At 65.2% G+C, this 18384-nt stretch carries 16 protein-coding genes; 10 read left to right on the top strand and 6 right to left on the bottom strand.

Annotated features, from left to right (window positions below):
- Positions 1-23: 23 nt before the first annotated feature.
- The 4 genes from CSW57_RS05045 to CSW57_RS05060 all read right to left on the bottom strand — a co-directional run bounded on the left by CSW57_RS05045 (position 24) and on the right by CSW57_RS05060 (position 3142).
- The gene (locus tag CSW57_RS05045) at positions 24-794 is read right to left on the bottom strand and encodes an FAD:protein FMN transferase (RefSeq protein WP_099381687.1); all 771 of its coding nucleotides are present in this window, start codon (positions 792-794) and stop codon (positions 24-26) included.
- A 175-nt stretch (positions 795-969) separates the two neighbouring features.
- Positions 970-1188, bottom strand: a complete 219-nt coding sequence (locus CSW57_RS05050) for a hypothetical protein (RefSeq protein WP_099381688.1) — start codon at positions 1186-1188, stop codon at positions 970-972.
- Positions 1189-1303: 115 nt separating this feature from the next.
- Positions 1304-2710 carry a sulfatase family protein gene (locus CSW57_RS05055; protein WP_099381689.1) on the bottom strand — a complete coding sequence of 469 codons (1407 nt, stop codon included), beginning with the start codon at positions 2708-2710 and terminating at the stop codon, positions 1304-1306.
- A gap of 126 nt (positions 2711-2836) precedes the next feature.
- Complete coding sequence (locus CSW57_RS05060; protein ID WP_023962670.1) at positions 2837-3142, bottom strand: chorismate mutase; 306 nt, start codon at positions 3140-3142, stop codon at positions 2837-2839.
- A gap of 92 nt (positions 3143-3234) precedes the next feature.
- Between CSW57_RS05060 and CSW57_RS05065 the strand changes: the two genes are divergently transcribed.
- Positions 3235-5067, top strand: coding sequence for a hypothetical protein (locus tag CSW57_RS05065; RefSeq protein ID WP_223249041.1), 1833 nt, complete (start codon positions 3235-3237; stop codon positions 5065-5067).
- Between the two features lie 16 nt (positions 5068-5083).
- On the opposite strand, the gene CSW57_RS05070 is transcribed toward CSW57_RS05065, so the two are convergent.
- Positions 5084-6619, bottom strand: coding sequence for a hypothetical protein (locus CSW57_RS05070; RefSeq protein WP_143696480.1), 1536 nt, complete (start codon positions 6617-6619; stop codon positions 5084-5086).
- 149 nt (positions 6620-6768) lie between these two features.
- On the opposite strand from CSW57_RS05070, the gene CSW57_RS05075 reads away from it, so the two are divergent.
- The gene (locus tag CSW57_RS05075) at positions 6769-9291 is read left to right on the top strand and encodes a UvrD-helicase domain-containing protein (protein WP_223249042.1); all 2523 of its coding nucleotides are present in this window, start codon (positions 6769-6771) and stop codon (positions 9289-9291) included.
- 451 nt (positions 9292-9742) lie between these two features.
- On the opposite strand, the gene CSW57_RS05080 is transcribed toward CSW57_RS05075, so the two are convergent.
- Positions 9743-10870 (bottom strand): M23 family metallopeptidase, encoded by a 1128-nt coding sequence (locus CSW57_RS05080; protein ID WP_099381691.1) that lies wholly within the window; start codon positions 10868-10870, stop codon positions 9743-9745.
- 367 nt (positions 10871-11237) lie between these two features.
- Here CSW57_RS05080 and sucC point away from each other — a divergent pair, with 367 nt between their 5' ends.
- The 8 genes from sucC (at position 11238) to CSW57_RS05120 (ending at position 18295) form a co-directional block, all read left to right on the top strand.
- Entirely contained in the window at positions 11238-12401 is a 1164-nt protein-coding gene (gene sucC / locus CSW57_RS05085; RefSeq protein ID WP_099381692.1) for an ADP-forming succinate--CoA ligase subunit beta, read from the top strand.
- Between the two features lie 13 nt (positions 12402-12414).
- Positions 12415-13305: a succinate--CoA ligase subunit alpha gene (gene sucD, locus CSW57_RS05090; RefSeq protein ID WP_099381693.1), complete on the top strand. Its 891-nt coding sequence runs from the start codon at positions 12415-12417 to the stop codon at positions 13303-13305.
- A gap of 186 nt (positions 13306-13491) precedes the next feature.
- Positions 13492-14295 carry a hypothetical protein gene (locus CSW57_RS05095; RefSeq protein ID WP_099381694.1) on the top strand — a complete coding sequence of 268 codons (804 nt, stop codon included), beginning with the start codon at positions 13492-13494 and terminating at the stop codon, positions 14293-14295.
- A complete protein-coding gene (locus CSW57_RS05100) occupies positions 14292-14765 on the top strand; it encodes an RDD family protein (protein ID WP_099381695.1) in 474 nt (157 codons plus the stop codon). Before CSW57_RS05095 ends, CSW57_RS05100 begins: the two co-directional genes overlap by 4 nt.
- Positions 14766-14975: 210 nt before the next feature.
- Positions 14976-15845: a MetQ/NlpA family ABC transporter substrate-binding protein gene (locus CSW57_RS05105; protein WP_099381696.1), complete on the top strand. Its 870-nt coding sequence runs from the start codon at positions 14976-14978 to the stop codon at positions 15843-15845.
- A complete protein-coding gene (locus CSW57_RS05110; RefSeq protein ID WP_099381697.1) occupies positions 15838-16884 on the top strand; it encodes a methionine ABC transporter ATP-binding protein in 1047 nt (348 codons plus the stop codon). Before CSW57_RS05105 ends, CSW57_RS05110 begins: the two co-directional genes overlap by 8 nt.
- Positions 16885-16887: 3 nt before the next feature.
- Positions 16888-17559 (top strand): methionine ABC transporter permease, encoded by a 672-nt coding sequence (locus CSW57_RS05115; protein ID WP_223249043.1) that lies wholly within the window; start codon positions 16888-16890, stop codon positions 17557-17559.
- A 67-nt stretch (positions 17560-17626) separates the two neighbouring features.
- Positions 17627-18295 carry a TetR/AcrR family transcriptional regulator gene (locus CSW57_RS05120; RefSeq protein WP_099381698.1) on the top strand — a complete coding sequence of 223 codons (669 nt, stop codon included), beginning with the start codon at positions 17627-17629 and terminating at the stop codon, positions 18293-18295.
- Positions 18296-18384 lie beyond the last annotated feature (89 nt).

The raw sequence follows: 18384 nt of genomic DNA on the forward strand, positions 1-18384 counted from the left end.
TCACGGGGGCGGACCGGTATCGATCAGGCCGCTGCCACCGGAAGTCCGCCGTACGGGCGCGCGTGTGCGTTTCCATCTTCATCGCCGATGATCGCTGCGGCATGATCACGAAGCCATGGCGACGGGTCGGCGGGTGCCCGTAGAACGTAGAGCCCTGCGGCGTGGGCCATGGCCGCACTGTCGGCGACGATCGTCACCTGCCCTGCGGCGCCACGTCTGTCACCGACTCTTGCCGTTGCCTGTCCGGCACAGAGCGGGATGCGCACGCCGTCGATGTCGACGGTCCAGGGTTCGTCGGTGCACTGTCCGCCGGATGGTGCCTCGCCGGCCGTGGCCGCGACAGTGCCGACACGGATGAGGACACCGCAGCCGAGTTCCCGGGCGAGCACCTCGGCGGCATGATCAGCCAGGAAAGCCCGGCCGGTCGCCATCAGGTCAAGTGTCAGGCCGGCAGGAATTGTCGTCGCCGCGCCGCCGATGTTCACGCGATGCCATGCCGGGACGGGTGATGCTGTCACAGGTCCCAGGACCGCTTTCGTGGCGCCGTCGGTGAGGTCGTCGTAGAACAGGGCTTCGATGATGACCTGATCGAGCAGCGACGAGACCATCACCGGTTCTCCGTCGGCCAGGTCGAGCGCGATGATCTCGGCGTTGCCGAACCCACGGTTGATGGTCTCGTCGAGTCGCCGTGCGAGCGACCGGGTGTGCCGCACGGCGCGGTCGAGACAGCTGGGGTCGGTGACCGACACCGCGATATCGGTGTCGAGACCGAAGAGGGTTGCGGAGGCAATCATCGTCGTACCTGCTCTGGTCGGTGTGTCGCTGGTGAAGACAATCTTGCGCGCCGAACCTGGTAAGCGGCTGTGAGCCGACGATGAGCAACCTGACGATCATGGGGACGTCTGAGCGGTGCACACGACGAAACCGGGTCACCTCACTGCTGAAGTGACCCGGCCGGCGTGATGGCGGTCAGGCCGCGATCACCACGTCGTAGAAACCGTCGTAGTCGGTGTCGGAGGCGTACTCGTCGACGTAGCCGTCGTAGTTGTAGTCGTACTCGGCTTCGTCGGCCCAGCCGTCGGCGTTGGTGTCCCACTCCTGGACGTCGACGTAACCGTCGCCGTTCGTGTCGGTGACGATGGTGTCGACGATGCCGTCGTAGTCGGTGTCGAAGTACTGGCTTTCCATGGCGGTCTCTTTTCTCGGGGGAGTGAATCTTCCGGTGCTGCAGCTCGTTTGCTGCATTCGGAGATAAGAGACGTCGCCATGGTGGATTGTTCCCGGCCGGTACCGGGAAGTTCGGTCAGTGACTGTGTTGGGTGTGCCGGGGTGGGACATTACGGAGCTCGCGTTCGTCGGCCCGGGTGCGACGCGAGGGCAGCGAGCGGTCGGCGTGGTCGACGTCGACCTTGTCGAGCTGGCGTTGGTAGCGGGTCATGAAGTCATGTGCGATCGAGTTCCCGTCGGTCTCCGACGGGAGGCTGTCACCGGTTTCGGTGCGCCACCTGGCCAACCGCCCGGACAGGTCGGCAACGACATCGGACAATCCCGGATCGTCGATCAGGTTGTTCAGCTCGAGAGGGTCGGCCGTCAGGTCGTACAGTTCCCTCGGTGCGCGGGGCAGGTCCTGCGACCCGTCGAGAGCCCGCGCCGACGGGCTGTCGCGGATGTCGAGTGGGAGGCTCAGCGCAGGGCGACTCGCATAGTTCTCGATGTAGGAGAACCGGTCGGTGCGAACGGCCCGGATCGGGTCGAAATTGTCGTGGTAGGTCTTCTCGGTGAACACCTCGGTCCGTACCGAGGCGATCGCACCCGCAGCGATCGGGTCGGCATGGGAGAACCCCTCGACGGCGTCGGGAACGTCGACGCCGACGAGTTCGAGCACGGTCGGCGTGAGATCGACGCCGCTGAAGAGGTCGTCGTACACGAACGGGGTGATGTTCCGGGCCGACGGCGGCCGGATGATCAAGGCAACGCCGGTGCCCTCGGAATACAGGGTGGATTTTGCCCGGGGGAACGCCAGTCCGTGGTCGGTGATGAACACGATCCAGGTGGTGCGGTCGAGCCCCAATTCGGCCACCGTGTCGAGCAGCCGGCCCACCGCCGCATCCGCCTTGGTGATCGAGCCGTGCAGGCCTGCCAGATCTTCGCGTACCGGCCGCGCATCGGGCAGGAAATCGGGGACCACGATGCTCTTGGGGTCGGCGTGCTTGTACTCGTCGGGCGGATAAGGCCGGTGGGTCTCGAAGAAACCGGCCGTCAGCAGGAACGGAGTCGACGCACGATCGGGGTCGCCGGCGAGGTCACGTAACCATTCCTGAGACTGCGCCACCACATAGTCGCATTCGGAATCGGAGACGTCGAGTTCGTCGAAGCCGAGCCGGGTGGGGTCGCTCGACTCGTGCTGCATTCCGAACAAGACTGTGCGCCAACCGTTGTCGCCCAACACCTGTGGGAGGGTCTGCACGTCGTCGTGATACTCGAAGCCATGGTGCGCCAACCCGGCGAGGCCGTTGGAATGTGGGTACCGGCCGGTGAACAAGGAGCCCCGGGCAGGAGAGCACAGCGGCGCAGTGGAATGGGCGTTGGTGAAGCGGATGCCGTCTTCGGCCAGCGCGTCCATCGTCGGGCTCTCGACACCTTCGGCCCCGTAGCAGGCGAGGTGGCGACCGAGGTCATGCCAATGGATCAACAGAACATTCTCAGGCATATTCATCCCACCATGTGCGTGCGCGTTTGGATCAAGTCGCCAATCCTGCAAGCAACCCGGAGGCCGGGCCACACTTTTGATCGGCGTGAGTAAAACTCCGCCACCCGGGTGACGGGCAGGGTAGGGCTATCGGCCGAGTGGTCCCCGGCCCAGCCGGAGCAGCATCATCGCCAGCGTGTGACCCTCTTGGCCCAGCTCGCTGAAGCGTTCGAGGACCTTCATCTCGCGGCTGTGCACCAGACGGGTGCCGCCGGACGCCATCCGGGCCTGGCCGATACGCTTGGACACCGCGGTACGCCGCTTGATCGCGGCCAGGATGATGGCGTCGACACGGTCGATCTCGGCGCGCAGGTCGTCGATGCTCTCCGGAAGGTCGCCCACGTCAGAGCCCAAATCGAAGCCGGACAAATCAATCGGCTGGTCAGCAGTCACGCAGCCAAGTGTGCCACGCAGTATCGGGGCGCTGGTAAGAGTGGTCCGGTGAATCGACGACCGGGGACCTCAGGTATCGGACGGCCGACCAGGTGCTGACCGTCAAGCCTTCTGCGCGGACGGTCGTGTGGGTTGCCCTCGCCCTGATCGCCGTCCAGACCGTGATCCGGATATGGCTTGTCGCGCGCGGATACTTCTACTGGGACGACCTGATCCTGATCGGCCGCGCATCGACCGAGTCGATCTGGTCATGGTCTTATCTGATGCAGGATCACGACGGGCATCTCATGCCCGGGGCCTTTCTCGTGGCCGGGGTGATCACCGAACTGAGCCCGCTGAACTGGGTGATACCTGCGGTCACGCTGGTGGTCGGTCAGCTCGCGGTGTCGCTGGCCGTGCTGCGCATGGTGGTGGTGATCGCGGGTCGTGTCCGCCCAATTCTGCTGATGCCGTTGGTGTTCTTCCTGTTCACCCCGATGACCGTGCCGGCCTACACGTGGTGGGCGGCGGGTCTCAACACGCTGCCACTGCAGTTCGCGATGGCGGTGGTGGTGGCCGACGTGGTGCAGCTCTGTCGCGGGCAGGTTACCGATCGCCGCCGGGTCATCATCCGATCGCTGGTGGTGTTCGTGGTGGCGCTGGCGTTCTTCGAGAAATCGCTGCTGATCCTGCCGGTTGCCGCGGTCGCCGCGGTGCTGTGGGTTCACCTCACGTCATCGGCGGAGGGGGCCGGACGCACGGGACCCATCCGTATGGCCTGGTCCGCGGCTCGCGAATTGTGGATCGCGATGGCAGCAGTTGCCGCCGGATGGACGGTTCTGTACCTCGCCTCCACGTCCATCGCCGACGGACATTCGATCGGTCAGGCGATGTCGCTCACGTGGCGATCGATCAACCGTGGCCTGGTGCCCGCCGGCGTAGGAGGGCCGTGGTTCTGGACCCGGTGGTTGCCGAGCCCGCCGATGGCCCAACCTCACGACTGGATGATCGCGGCCGGCTGGGTGGTCCTGATCGCGGCGGTCGCCTACGTCCTCTGGACCAGGCGCGGCGCGGCCCTGGTCCTGATTGCGGTGTTCGCTTACGTCGTCGTGTTGCAGATCCCGTTGTTCTGGAGCCGGACAAGCGAGTTCACTTCCCTGGAGTTGGCGCAGACACTGCGGTATCTGCCGGACACCGCCTTGGTGATCACGGTCGCGATGGCGCTGCTGGTGTCGGCTCCCCGACGCCGACGCTCGTCGGCCGGTGCAGCTGGTCACTCGAGGCGTAGCGCTGCCCTTCCGGGCCGGTCAGCGGCAGTTGCCGCAGCAGTGGTCGGTGTTGCCTACATCGGTAGCTCGTTGGTCTCGACCGCCGAGTTCGCCGACGAATGGAACTCGAGCCCGACCGAGGAGTACATGGCCAACGCACGGGCGTCGCTGGCGCAAGCGGCCGGAACACGAATGTTGGACCATGCCCTCCCACTGCTGGTGATCCTGCCGGTGACCTACCCGGACAATCAGGTGGGCAAGGTCTTTGCTGCGCTCGACCAGCGACCCACTTTCGGGCCGTGGACCGACAAACTGCAGGTCCTCGACGACCAGGGCCACCTGGTGGCGGGCGACGTGACTGCCGCGAGAACCTTCGGCGAAGGCGCCGGGGCATGCGATCGCCCCGAGATCACCGGGCCGTCATCGATAGCCCTGAACGGTCCGCTGCTCGACTGGACCTGGGTGGTGGCGCTTCCGTACTGCGCCAACACCGACGGAGCCGTGCGGATCGGTCTGGCCGAGGACTCGTCGCTCGAGGTGCCCGTGAAGGCAGGGCTGCACACCGTGTTCGTTCAGGTCGAGGGGTCGGGTTTCGAGATTCAGTTGCGTCCCGTGACGCCGGGGCTGCAACTGCATGTGGGCCAAGGCCGCGTCGGCGAACTCGTGCGTGCGCCCTGATCGGGTTCGTACGCCGTCAGCCCGTCTGCAGCGCGATGGTCGTGATACCTCGAACCCCTTGTGACTGGAGGGTTTTCCCGACGGCGTCGGCGGCCTCCGGTTCGGCGAACACCCAGCGGACAGGTGCCGAACCCGCTGCCTCGAGCTGCTGATCCGCGCTCTCGAGGAGCACCTCGGTGCCTTCCCAGTCGGAGCCGAGCAGGCCGTCGCGGCCGATGTTGTCGGCGTAGCCCGGGCCGAATGTCATCAACAGGGTGCCGTCGGGCGCCCGGCCATCGAACGCGTACTCGTTCAGCTCGTAGACGAATGTGGACGGGACGCCGGTGACCTGTTTGTTGTGGTCACGCGCTTGCCGAGTCTCCTTGAATCCCGCCGGTTTCCATGTGCCCGCGGCGCCGGCGGTCGCCGCCTTCTTGTTGGCGCTGAGCGCGTTCTCGAACGCACCACGATCCTGATCCAGGAAGGTGGTGAACACGTAGGTGACGTCGCCTTTGAGCGTGCCGTCCTCATTCGGGACGGTGAACGGGCAGCGCGCCTCGGCACGGCCGTTGAGTGGAACGGTGACGGTATGGGCGCAGGTCCCGCCGACGGGACGGCCGTTGAGGGTGAGCGTCATGTTGCCGACAACGGTGGCCGACCCTGGACCGGTGGCTGACGGGGTGGAAGCCACGTAGGTGACGATGTATTCGCAGACAGGCGGGCTGCACGGCGAGACTGACAGCCGGAAGCCGCTGGCGGCGAAATCGGGACGGATGTAGGGGGCCGGCACGTGAGTCAGGGCGGCGGTCTGCTCGCTGATGGTGTCGTACACCCGGCCGACCTCGTTGGGTCCGGCTTTCTGGGCTTGCAGGTCGACGTCGAACACGTTGCAGCCGCCGGCCGGGAGCGGGCCGCTGACCGACGAGATGCCGCCGTCATCCTGCGTGGTGACGCGGAGCGAGTCCCCGGCCAGCACGACTGAGTCGTTCTCGGCGACCACCGCAGGCAGTCCCGCCGGCCGGTACCGGACGTCAGGTGTTCCGAGCAGTCCGTTCGCAGGGCCTCGCGCTGTGAAGTCGAAGAGTTTGTCGTCGCCCGCCACGGCGCCGGCCAGGTTCGGCGGTGCCAGCAGACGGCCCAGATCGGGGAACACGGCCGGGTCGAGCTGCGCCCAACCGGTCGCGACCGCTTCGTAATCAATTTTCGGGGTGTCTTCGAGTCGGCCTTTCCAGAACCCGGCGGAACCCTTGGCGAAGGTCTGGCCGTTCACGCCGATGATCTCGGCGGCCTCGCCGCCGACCTTGATCCGCCCGGACAGGTCGCCCGCGGACGACACCACGACCTCGTCGAGGTTGATCTTGTCGCGGTCGGAGGACACCGACCCGGTGTATTTCGCGCCAGGGTGGGCTGCGAAGTGGCCGGCAGCCTCGGTGAGGTTCTTCTGCACGAGTATCGAAGCAGGCGCCGCCGCGGAGCCATCGATGGTCCGGGGTAGAAAGATCGCCACCAGGACCACCACGAGTCCCAGGACAGCCGCCGCCAAAGCCGCACCGGCCACAGTTCTGCTACGCATGAGCCCCCGCCCGAAACCCCCGCCGCGGGTGGCCTCCCATCGAGACGCCCGCGACCACTGACCATCAGTCGAGGCGATGCTACCCAGGCGGGCCGACAGGTGGTTCGGTGGCGAGAGTTGTCGGGGCGAGCGGGTAACTTTGTAAGACGATGAAAAGCGCTGCTCCCAATCCGTCGCTGCCGGGTCTGGCCACTGGAAACCTGCAGGAAAACACCCGCACGCCCTCGCGGCGTGCTGTTGAGCTGCTCGATGGGCTCAACCCCCAACAGAGGGCTGCGGTGCTCCATGCGGGATCACCGCTGCTGATCGTCGCCGGCGCGGGGTCGGGCAAGACCGCGGTGCTCACCCGCCGGATCGCGTACCTGCTCGCCGAGCGCGACGTCAGTCCCGGGCAGGTACTCGCGATCACCTTCACCAACAAAGCCGCTGCCGAGATGCGCGAACGAGTGGTCGATCTGGTCGGTCCCCGGGCTCTACGGATGTGGGTCAGCACTTTTCACTCCACCTGCGTGCGAATCCTGCGCGCCCAGGCGTCGCTGCTGACCGGGATGAACTCCAACTTCTCGATCTACGACGCGGACGACTCGCGCCGGTTGCTCGGCATGATCGTGCGCGACCTGGACCTCGACCCCAAGAAGTTCAGCCCCCGGGGGGTCGGGATCGCGATATCCAACTTCAAGAACGAACTGGTGGATCCGGACGGTGCGGCCGCGGCCGCCGAGGAGAGCGGGGAGCCGGCCGCGCAGACGATCGCCCAGATCTACCGGCAGTACCAGCAGCGCCTGCGCGCCGCGAACGCCTTCGACTTCGACGATCTGATCGGCGAGACGGTCGGTGTGCTGCAGGCTCATCCGGAGGTCGCGGAGTACTACCGGCGCCGATTCCGGCACGTCTTGGTCGACGAATACCAGGACACCAACCATGCGCAATACGTCCTGGTGCGGGAGATGGTCGGAACGGGAAGGGTCGGAAACGTGAGCCCATCGGAACTGTGTGTGGTGGGTGATGCGGACCAGTCGATCTATGCCTTCCGCGGTGCCACCATCCGCAACATCGAAGAGTTCGAGCGCGACTTCCCGGACACCGAAACCATTCTGCTGGAACAGAATTACCGATCCACACAGACCATCCTGTCGGCCGCCAACGCGGTGATCTCCCGCAACGCGGGCCGACGCGAGAAGAAGTTGTGGACCGATTCCGGTGACGGCGAACTGATCGTCGGCTACGTCGCCGACAACGAGCACGACGAGGCTCAGTTCATCGCCCGTGAGATCGACGCCCTCACCGACACGGGCGAGTTCCGGTACTCGGACGTCGCGGCGTTCTATCGCACCAACACCGCCTCGCGTGCGCTGGAAGAAGTGTTCATCCGACTCGGGATCCCCTACAAGGTGGTCGGTGGGGTCCGGTTCTATGAGCGCAAAGAAGTCCGGGACGTCGTGGCGTACCTACGGGTGGTCGCCAATCCGGACGACCAGGTGAGTCTGCGCCGCATCCTGAACACTCCCCGTCGTGGCATCGGGGACCGCGCGGAAGCCTGCGTGGCCGTCCACTCGGAGAACGCCGGCATCAGTTTCTATCAGGCGTTGATCGATGGGGCCGAAGGCAAGGTGCCGTTGCTCAACACCCGTGCCACCAAACAGATCTCCGGGTTCATCGAACTCATCGAGGGTCTGCGGAACGACTTCCTCGCGAGATTCGGTGCGGCCGGGTCCGACGGCGCCGACGTGGCGGCGGTCGATGCGGGTAGCGAGGCCGGCGACATCGGCGAACTGGTCGAGGCGATCGTCGAACGCACCGGATATCGGGACGAGCTCGAGGGCTCATCGGATCCGCAAGACGGTGCCCGACTCGACAACATCAACGAATTGATCTCGGTGGCAAGGGAATTCAGCGCCGAAGCTGCGGCTGCGGAACCGCCGGAGACGCAACTGGACAACGGCGACGACGACGGTCTGACACCCGACGACGGTGAGCCGGAGCCGGGGTCGCTGGCGGCCTTCCTCGAACGTGTGGCCCTCGTGGCTGACGCCGACCAGGTGCCCGACGACGAGGACGGCGTGGTGACGTTGATGACGTTGCACACGGCGAAGGGTCTGGAGTTCCCCGTCGTTTTCGTCACCGGTTGGGAAGACGGTCAGTTCCCGCACATGCGGGCTCTCGGTGACCCCGCCGAGTTGTCGGAAGAACGCAGGCTCGCGTACGTCGGCATCACCCGTGCCCGCAAACGGCTGTACCTGAGCCGGGCGATGGTCCGCTCGGCGTGGGGATCGCCGATGCAGAACCCCGAATCGCGCTTCCTGCAAGAGATCCCGCAGCATCTCATCGATTGGCGACGCACCGAGCCGCGGCGTGGGATGGGGCGCATGACCAGCGACGGTGGCCGAGATTACGGCGACAACGGCCGCGGTTTCGGCGAGGGTCGCGGGTTCGGTGGCCGATCATTCGGGTCGGGCTCGCGGCGCCAGGAGTCGTTCGGCTCGCCGACCCGTGGTCGCAACAAGCAGGTTCATGTGACCGTTGGCGACCGGGTGACCCATCCCAAGTACGGGATGGGCAAGGTGGTGGGCAAAGAAGGGGCCGGCCCCACCGAGCGCGTCACCTTCGACTTCGGAAGTGCCGGACGGATCACCCTCATGTCGTTGGGTGGCCTGCCCGTCGAAAAGCTGTAAGGGCACCTCAACCGCCGACCGGGCCGAAATCCCCGCCGACCGTGCCGAAATTCCCGCCGACCGTGCCGAAGTTCCCGCCGACCGTGCCGAAGTTCCCGCCGACCGTGCCGAAATTTCCGTCGACCGTGCCCTAACTCCCGCCGACCGTGCCGAAGTTCCCGCCGACCGTGCCGAAGTTCAGGTTGACCGGGCCGAAAAATGCCGTTGCCCGTGCAGTTGTTGATGCCGTGGGGCGCAGCTAGGTCACGGTCTAAGTAATGCCAAGGATGGTTCAAGCCCGGTCAACGGGAGTTGGGGCCCGGTCAACGGCGGTTAGGGCCCAGTCGAGGGCGGTTAGGGCCCGGTCGACGTGGGTTTCGGCAGGGTCGGCGGGAGTTTCGGCCCGGTCGACGGCGGTTAGGGCCCGGTCAACGGGAGTTTCGGCCCGGTCGGCGGAGGAGGGAGTTGCGGCTCAGCTTCCGGTGTAGGAGGCCAGGCTGATGCCGTGGGCCGCCAGCCATGGAGCCGGGTCGATCTTCATGGTTCCGTTCTTCCACACCTCGAAGTGGAGGTGGGGGCCGGTGGAGAAGCCTTCGCTGCCTACTTCGGCGATCTTCTGGCCGGCGATGATCTTGTCGCCCTTCTTGACGAGGACGCCGCCTGCGGACATGTGCCCGTACATGGTGACCGTGCCGTCTTCTGCCTGGATCTGCACCCAGTTGCCGTAGCCGGAAGCAGGCCCGGCCTCGATCACGACGCCGTCGGTGACGGCGTGGATGGGAGTGCCCAGGGGTGCAGCGAGGTCGATGCCACCGTGGAAGGAGCCCCAGCGGTTCGCGTACGTGGAGGTGAAGGTGTACGCGCCGGCCGGGATGGGGGCAGCGAACAAGGGGATGCGCGCGGCTTCGTCTTGCGCATGCGCTGCTTCGGCAAGTTCCTGGCCGACAGCCAGCTGCTCGGTGAAGGTGTCCATGTTGGCCGGTGCGGGCGCAGCGGCGATTCCGGCGGCAAGACTCTCGTCTGTGCTGATCGGGTTCACCACGGGCGTAGGAGCCGCCGATTTGGTGGGCTCGGCTGCGGGCTGTGCGAACTGACCTGTGGCGGCGGCGACCGCAGCACCGGCTGCGACAGCCATCAGCGCGGCACGTCCCTTGAGGGCCTGCGGCGGCGCGGCGATGCGGTGTTTACCGCCACTGCGACGCGGGGAAGTCTGTTTCTGCGGCGACCACGACGACTCATCGGCTGCGGGTGCGAAATCATCGAACTCGGCGCCATGGACCTCGAAAGGATGATCATGGAGGATCTCGTCGAGTTCGACCTCGGCGACGATGATGTCTTGCGTGATCTCGGCCGGGCGCGGGGCGTCGTAGGCATCGCGGTCGAATCTGCGGGCACCTGCCCGACCACGGCCGCCGTCGATGCTGGCGTTGCGCCACTGGGTCAGCGGTCCGTCGGCGTACTCCTCGAGACCGAAGTCATCGATGGGAATGATCGACGTGATGGAGTTGTCGTGCGGATCACCGGGTCGTTCGCCGTCGATGGTCCGAGCCGAAGTGCGCGAATGCGCAACATCGCCGGTGATCGAATCGCGAACTACCAACAGCTTGAGCCTTTCTGACAACTGGCCCGCGCCGATGACTGTGATCCGCGCAGGCGGTACGGAAACTCGATGTGACGGATCCGTGACCTTCTGACCTCAGGAACGGTAACGAAATGATTGCGACGACCGCAACCGGACGCGAGAATTGCTGGGATGTTGTGAGGCGCATCACAGATGCGTTTAGGTGCTGTTCACGGCTGCGTCGCAGGTCGGCGCGATCGGTGATCGGTGAGCGGGAGGGGGTGGCACCCCGAGTGATCTGTGGCACAAGCTGCAGGGAGTAGTGATCATCGCTGTTCGGCGCGGCGCTATGGTCGCTGTGGTTCGCAACACCAACAGCGGACAAATCTACGAGATGGTGAGCTGAATGGATCTCTTCGAATACCAGGCGAAGGAGCTCTTCGCCAAGCACGAGGTGCCGACCTCGGCCGGCCGTGTAACCGACACGGTCGACGGCGCGCGTCAGATTGCCGAAGAAATCGGCAAGCCCGTGATGGTCAAGGCGCAGGTGAAGGTCGGTGGCCGCGGCAAGGCCGGCGGCGTCAAGTACTCCAAGGACGTCGACGAGGCCGTCGCGAATGCCGAGTCGATCCTCGGCCTCGACATCAAGGGTCACGTCGTCAAGAAGCTTCTGGTCGCAGAGGCGAGCGACATCGCCGAGGAGTACTACATCTCCTTCCTGCTCGACCGCACCAACCGCACCTACCTGGCGATGTGCTCGGTTGAAGGTGGCGTCGAGATCGAGGTGACCGCCGAGGAGAACCCCGACGCACTCGCCAAGATCCCCGTCGACGCAGTCAAGGGTGTCGACCTCGCGTTCGCGCGCAGCATCGCCGAGGCAGGCAAGCTGCCCGCCGAGGTGCTCGACGCAGCAGCCGTGACGATCCAGAAGCTGTGGGAGGTCTTCATCAACGAAGACGCTCTCTTGGTGGAGGTCAACCCGCTGGTCCGTACGCCTGACGATCAGATCCTCGCTCTCGACGGCAAGGTCACCCTCGACGCCAACGCTGATTTCCGCCAGCCCGGCCACGAGGCGTTCGAAGACAAGGACGCGACCGACCCGCTCGAACTCAAGGCAAAAGAGAACGACCTCAACTACGTCAAGCTCGACGGACAGGTCGGCATCATCGGCAACGGTGCCGGACTGGTCATGTCCACGCTCGACGTGGTCGCATACGCCGGAGAGAAGCACAACGGCGTCAAGCCGGCGAACTTCCTCGACATCGGTGGCGGCGCCTCCGCCGAGGTGATGGCCGCCGGCCTCGACGTCATCTTGGGCGACGAGCAGGTCAAGAGCGTTTTCGTGAACGTATTCGGTGGCATCACCGCGTGTGACGCGGTCGCCAACGGCATCGTCGGTGCGCTGAAGAAGCTCGGCGACGATGCCAACAAGCCTCTGGTTGTGCGTCTCGACGGCAACAAGGTCGAAGAAGGCCGCAAGATCCTCGCCGACGCAGATCATCCTCTGGTGACGCTCGCCGAGACCATGGACAGTGGCGCCGACAAGGCCGCCGAACTGGCGAGCAAGTAGGAGCAGCAGATCAATGTCGATTTTTCTGAACAAAGATTCCAAGGTCATCGTTCAGGGCATCACCGGTGGTGAGGGCACCAAGCACACCGCTCTGATGCTCAAAGCAGGCACCAAGGTCGTCGGTGGCGTCAACGCCCGCAAGGCGGGCACCACCGTCAGCCATGACGGTGGCGTGGAGCTGCCTGTGTTCGGCACCGTGTCCGAGGCCATCGAGAAGACCGGCGCCGACGTGTCGATCGCTTTCGTACCGCCGAAGTTCGCCAAGGACGCGATCATCGAGGCCATCGATGCGGAGATCCCTCTGCTCGTGGTCATCACCGAGGGCATCCCCGTGCAGGACAGCGCGTACGCGTGGGCCTACAACGTGGAGAAGGGCAACAAGACCCGGATCATCGGTCCGAACTGCCCCGGCATCATCACCCCCGGCGAGTCGCTCGTGGGCATCACCCCGGCGAACATCGCGGGCACCGGGCCCATCGGTCTGGTCTCGAAGTCCGGAACGCTGACCTACCAGATGATGTACGAGCTGCGCGACATCGGCTTCTCCACCGCAATCGGCATCGGCGGTGACCCGGTCATCGGCACCACGCACATCGACGCCATCGAGGCGTTCGAGAAGGACCCCGACACCAAGGTCATCGTGATGATCGGTGAAATCGGCGGCGACGCGGAGGAGCGGGCGGCCGATTACATCAAGGCCAACGTCTCCAAGCCGGTCGTCGGGTACGTCGCGGGCTTCACCGCTCCCGAAGGCAAGACCATGGGCCACGCCGGCGCCATCGTGTCCGGCAGCTCCGGAACCGCTCAGGCCAAGAAGGACGCACTCGAGGCGGCTGGGGTGAAGGTCGGCAAGACGCCGTCCGAAACCGCCGAACTCGCGCGCGAGCTCTACAAGAGCCTGTAAACCGACAGAACACGAAGCGCCGGCCTCGAAAGGGGACCGGCGCTTTGTGCTGTCCGCACTCTCATCGTGTGCGGGCGTTCGACGACCATCCAGACAGGGCACGCGAACAACCCCACAATTTCGGGGGTTCGGCCGTGCGCGCGGCGAGTAGTGTTCTCAGTCACGGCGAGTGAAAGAAGCGCGCGCATGACCGGTGGACCACTGCTGGACGGATTGTTGAGAACGGCCGGCTCGGCCTACTCGCTTGCGGTGCGCGTCCCGGTGGTCGGCGGTGTGCTGCAACGGCGCACCGAAGATGTTGTCGCGCTGGGTGATCGCGCGCTCGCTGCGGCCATCGTGGTCGCGCGTTCGGCGCTCAAGGTGATCATCCGTGAGGTGATCGATGCCCTCGTCGTCGAGGTGGACCTCACCGAACTGGTACGTGGCCACGTGGACCTCAATCGGATCGCCGTGGGGATCGACGTGGACCGCATCGCGGCCCGGATCGACATCGACGCGATTCTCGACCGCGTGGACATCGACAGGATCATCGAAACCGTAGACCTCGACCGTGCCGTTGCCGGCGTGGACATCGACGCGGTCGCCGCAAAGATCGACGTCGACGCGATCATCGGGCGTCTCGACCTCATCGAACTGGCGAATCAGATCATCGACGGAGTCGATCTCCAAGCGATCGTTCGTGACTCGACCACCACGTTGACCACCGGTGTGCTAGAAGACGTCCGGACACAGGGGGCACGCGCCGACGACGTGGTGGCAGGAGTCGTCGGACGACTGCTCGGACGTCACGACGCCAGACGCGCTGCCCGCTCGGTCGAGCCGCCGGCCCGGAACGGCCGGCATCCCGAGGGCAACTCCCTGAACGGAACACCGCCCCCGGCCGAGGTGATCATCGAGGTGCACCGACGTGTTCCCGACAAGCCTGGCGATCCCGACAAGCCTGCCGAGCGGTCTGGCGCGGCCATCGACGTCCCGGCGGACAGGGGATGACCGAGAAGTCGCGTGAGGTCGCCGAACCCCACCACACGGGCAGGGACGAGTTCGAGAGCAGGATCGCCGGCATCGTCAGCCGTGGTGTGGCCGCGGTCCTCGATGTCGCGACAGTCGCGGTGATCCTCGGAATGCTGTACCTGGGGGCGCTGCTGCTCGGACTGTTGTTCACCAGCGGGAACTTTGAGACACCAAACCCGAACGTGCTGTTCTCCGGAGTGGTGACGTATGTGGTCGCGGTTGTCTACCTCGCGGGCTGCTGGATGGTGTCGGGCCGCACAGTTGGTTCGGTTGCGATGGGCCTCGAGGTGGTGGGCCGCAGGGGTGGTCGGCTCGGTCCGGTTCGCGCGTTGTTACGTGCCATGTTCTACACCACCTTTCCGATCGGCCTGCTGTGGGTTGCCGTGGACAGACGGCGCCGTTCGGTGCAGGACATCGTGCTGCGTAGTCGGGTCATCTACGCATGGTGATCCAGTCGATTGGCGTGATCCCATAAAATCTGCCGGATTTTAAATCCTGGCTCGGAAATAGAGCAGGTCAACGACTTTCGTGTGCCCGGTGTCGCCGCGGCGCTTCCTCCTCATGTTGTCACCCGTCGTTACAGTCACTACGCGCGATCGCCGGTCGGTCGCTCATGTGCTCGGCCGCCTCGGCCGTGAGACGAAAGGGAACGGGTTGTCATGCGTTTGAGAAGGCTTGCCCTGCTACTGGTTGTGCCCCTGCTGGCCCTGGGGATGGCCGCGTGCGGCAGCGACGACTCGAACACCGTGAAGATCGGTGTCGCCGACGCCAGTGAAAACTACTGGAATGTGTTCAAGCAGAAGGCTTCCGATGAGGGCATCGAAGTGGAGCTGGTGAACTTCACCGACTACAACCAGCCCAATCCCGCTCTGGCCGAGGGAGAACTCCAGCTCAACGAGTTCCAGCACCTGCTGTACCTCGCCACCTACAACGCCAAGAACAATCAGAACCTCGTGCCCATCGGGGCAACGGCCGTCTATCCTCTGCCGCTGTACTCGACCAAACACGCGTCTTTGGACGAGATCCCGCAGGGCGGCAGCGTGGTGATCCCGAACGACCCGACCAACCAGGCCCGCGGCCTCCTGGTGTTGCAGCAGGCCGGTCTGATCTCCCTGAAGAACGGCGGGTCCGCGTTCTCGACTCTGGCCGACATCAACGAGGGTGCGTCAAAGGTGAAGGTGACCGCAGTCGACGCCGGCCAGACCGCCCAGAGTCTCGATTCCGTGGATGCCGCGATCGTCAACAACAACTATGCGACGTCGGCAAATCTCGGCGCGGACAAGGTGATCGCTCAGGACGACCCGAACAGCGATATCGCCAAGCCGTACATCAACGCTTTCGTCGCGCGCGACGAAGACAAGGACAACGCCGACTACCTGAAGTTGGCTGCGCTCTACCACGACCCCGAGGTGGAAGCGGCGGCGAAGAAGGACCTGGGCGCAAGCGGGGTCTTCAAGACGAACCCCTCGTCCGAACTGCAGCAGCTCACCGTCGAACTCCAGGAGCAGGTGAAGTCGAGCGGTGCCTGAGGAACCCGCCATCTCTTTCCGGGGCGCCACCAAGCGGTTTCGCGGCAAAGGAGGCAAACAGCTCGTCGCGGTGGACGGGGTGGACCTGGACATCGCCCGCGGCGACATCACCGGCGTGATCGGATACTCAGGTGCCGGCAAGAGCACCCTGGTTCGGCTGATCAATGGTCTGGAAACCCCCGACGAGGGGCAGATCTTGATCGACGGCGAGGACATCAGCAGGGCCCGTGAACGCCAGTTGCGCCGCGTGCGCGGGGACATCGGCATGATCTTCCAGCAGTTCAACCTGTTCTCGTCGCGCACCGTTGCCGGCAATGTCGAGTTCCCACTGAAGGTTTCGGGCATGACGCGATCCGCGCGTGCCGCTCGCGTCACCGAGCTCCTCGACTTCGTGGGCATCGGTGACAAGGCCCGCCAGTACCCGCAGCAGCTGTCCGGTGGACAGAAGCAGCGGGTGGGAATCGCACGGGCACTGGCGACGTCACCGAAGATCCTGCTGGCCGATGAGGCCACCAGCGCGCTCGACCCGGACACGACAGCGGAAATCCTCGGGTTGCTCAAACGGGTCAACCGCGAGCTGGGCACCACCATCGTGGTCATCACCCACGAGATGGACGTGGTGCGTGACATCTGTGACCGGGTGGCCGTCCTCGATTCGGGGCGTCTCGCCGAGCAGGGTCTGGTGTACGACGTGTTCTCCGGGCCCGCATCGCCGATCACGCGACGTCTGGTGCGTTCGGCGGTCGGTGATGCGCCATCGGGGGAGACGCTCGTCCGGTTGCGCTCCCGCCACAGTGGTCGATTCGTGACCGTTGCGGTACGGGAAACCGATTCCGGCACGGTCGATGTCACCGGAGCCCTGGCGCGGCCCGGCCTCCGCGCCACCGTGGTCTATGGCGGGATCATCGAACTGTCCCGGCGCCCGTTCGGTTCGTTGACATTCGCATTGCAGGGTGGCGACAGGGAGATCGACGCGGCGCTTGCAGACCTCCGCGAACTGACCGACGTCACCGAACATCCGGTGAAAGAGGAGGTGTAGCCCGTGTTCCTCGGCGACATCATCACTCCAGAGCTGCGGCCGATCCTGTGGGACGCGGTCATCCAGACCTTCCAGCTCGTGGGTTTCACGCTGGTGATCGGCGGCGTCATCGGGCTGGGTCTCGGTGCCCTGCTCTACGCCACCCGCCCGACCAATCTGCTTGCCAACACGGTTGTCTACAACTTGCTCAACGTGGCGGTCAACGTCGTCCGGCCGATCCCGTTCATCATCTTCATCACGGCCATGGCACCGCTCACCAAGGAGGTGATGGGCACCAGGATCGGTACCGAGGCAGCGATATTCCCGATGACGGTGATGGCTGTGTTCGTGATCGGGCGCGTGGTGGAGCAGAATCTCGTGGCCGTCGACCCGGGTGTGGTGGAGGCGGCACGTGCGATGGGTACAAGCCGTCTTCGTACGTTGCTGACGGTGGTGATCCCGGAAGGTCTTGCGCCGCTTGTGCTCGGGTACACGTTCATCTTTGTCGCGATTGTGGACATGTCCGCGATGGCGGGATACGTCGGTGGCGGGGGGTTGGGCGACTTCGCCCAGCAGTACGGCTATCAGCAATTCAACTGGAAGCTCACCGTGGTGGTCATCGCGATGCTGATCGTGTTGGTGCAAGTGGGTCAGTGGCTCGGGAACCGGCTGGCCAGGCGCGCGTTGCATCGTTGACGTGCGGCGTGACGCCTGGGTGAACCCGTTCCCGACCGATGGGTCGGGCGGGTAACCTCAGCAGGCGATGACCACTGCAGCCGGAACTCCTGACGGGCCCGCAGAGCCCGCGGATGATGACGTCCACGAGTCGTCGGCACCCACCCCGTCCGGACCCGCTCCGGTCACACGCAGGGGTCTGGCGAAGGCTGCGCGGCGGCGGGAGTTGCTGGCCGCAGCGGCACGTCTGATGGCCGAGCGAGGATTTGCGGGGGTCCGTCTCGAAGACATCGGCGCCGCGGTGGGTGTCAGCGGTCCGGCGATGTACCGGCACTTCACGGGCAAAGATGCAGTCCTGGCCGAGATGCTCATCGGCATCTCGGAAAGGCTCTTCGACGGCGGCCAATCGGTGGTCGCCTCCACCGACGGACCCGACGAAGCATTGGACGGTCTGATCGACTTCCACGTACGGTTCGCGACCACCGAGCCCGAGCTGATCCGCGTGCAGGATCGGGATTTCTCGTCACTCGCCTCCGAAGCCAGTCGTACGGTCAGACGGCTACAGCGGCAGTACGTCGAACTGTGGGCCGACACGCTCATCCAAATCGATGGCTCGATACCCCGGCAGGAAGCGCGGACGCGGGTTCAGGCCGTGTTCGGACTGATCAATTCCTCTCCGCGACTTCCGGATCTGGATGCCCGGCGTCTGCACGTGATCCTCGCTCGGATGGCTCACGCGGCTCTGCTGAGTTCGTGACCCCGATGGTGCGACACCGCTGACCAGAGGTGACAGAACGCGAGGACGCCCAGGTGCTCCTGGAGCGTCCTCGCGTACTGCGGGCGGTG

Origin of the sequence: Williamsia muralis, from assembly GCF_002735905.1 — a bacterium.
Lineage (GTDB): Bacteria > Actinomycetota > Actinomycetes > Mycobacteriales > Mycobacteriaceae > Williamsia > Williamsia muralis_A.

Bases quoted from the DNA above. Each gene is read 5' to 3' on its own strand.
- CSW57_RS05045 (WP_099381687.1), bottom strand. From the start codon at position 794: ATGATTGCCTCCGCAACCCTCTTCGGTCTCGACACCGATATCGCGGTG.
- CSW57_RS05050 (WP_099381688.1), bottom strand. From the start codon at position 1,188: ATGGAAAGCCAGTACTTCGACACCGACTACGACGGCATCGTCGACACC.
- CSW57_RS05055 (WP_099381689.1), bottom strand. From the start codon at position 2,710: ATGCCTGAGAATGTTCTGTTGATCCATTGGCATGACCTCGGTCGCCAC.
- CSW57_RS05070 (WP_143696480.1), bottom strand. From the start codon at position 6,619: ATGCGTAGCAGAACTGTGGCCGGTGCGGCTTTGGCGGCGGCTGTCCTG.
- CSW57_RS05075 (WP_223249042.1), top strand. From the start codon at position 6,769: ATGAAAAGCGCTGCTCCCAATCCGTCGCTGCCGGGTCTGGCCACTGGA.
- sucC (WP_099381692.1), top strand. From the start codon at position 11,238: ATGGATCTCTTCGAATACCAGGCGAAGGAGCTCTTCGCCAAGCACGAG.
- sucD (WP_099381693.1), top strand. From the start codon at position 12,415: ATGTCGATTTTTCTGAACAAAGATTCCAAGGTCATCGTTCAGGGCATC.
- CSW57_RS05095 (WP_099381694.1), top strand. From the start codon at position 13,492: ATGACCGGTGGACCACTGCTGGACGGATTGTTGAGAACGGCCGGCTCG.
- CSW57_RS05100 (WP_099381695.1), top strand. From the start codon at position 14,292: ATGACCGAGAAGTCGCGTGAGGTCGCCGAACCCCACCACACGGGCAGG.
- CSW57_RS05105 (WP_099381696.1), top strand. From the start codon at position 14,976: ATGCGTTTGAGAAGGCTTGCCCTGCTACTGGTTGTGCCCCTGCTGGCC.
- CSW57_RS05120 (WP_099381698.1), top strand. From the start codon at position 17,627: ATGACCACTGCAGCCGGAACTCCTGACGGGCCCGCAGAGCCCGCGGAT.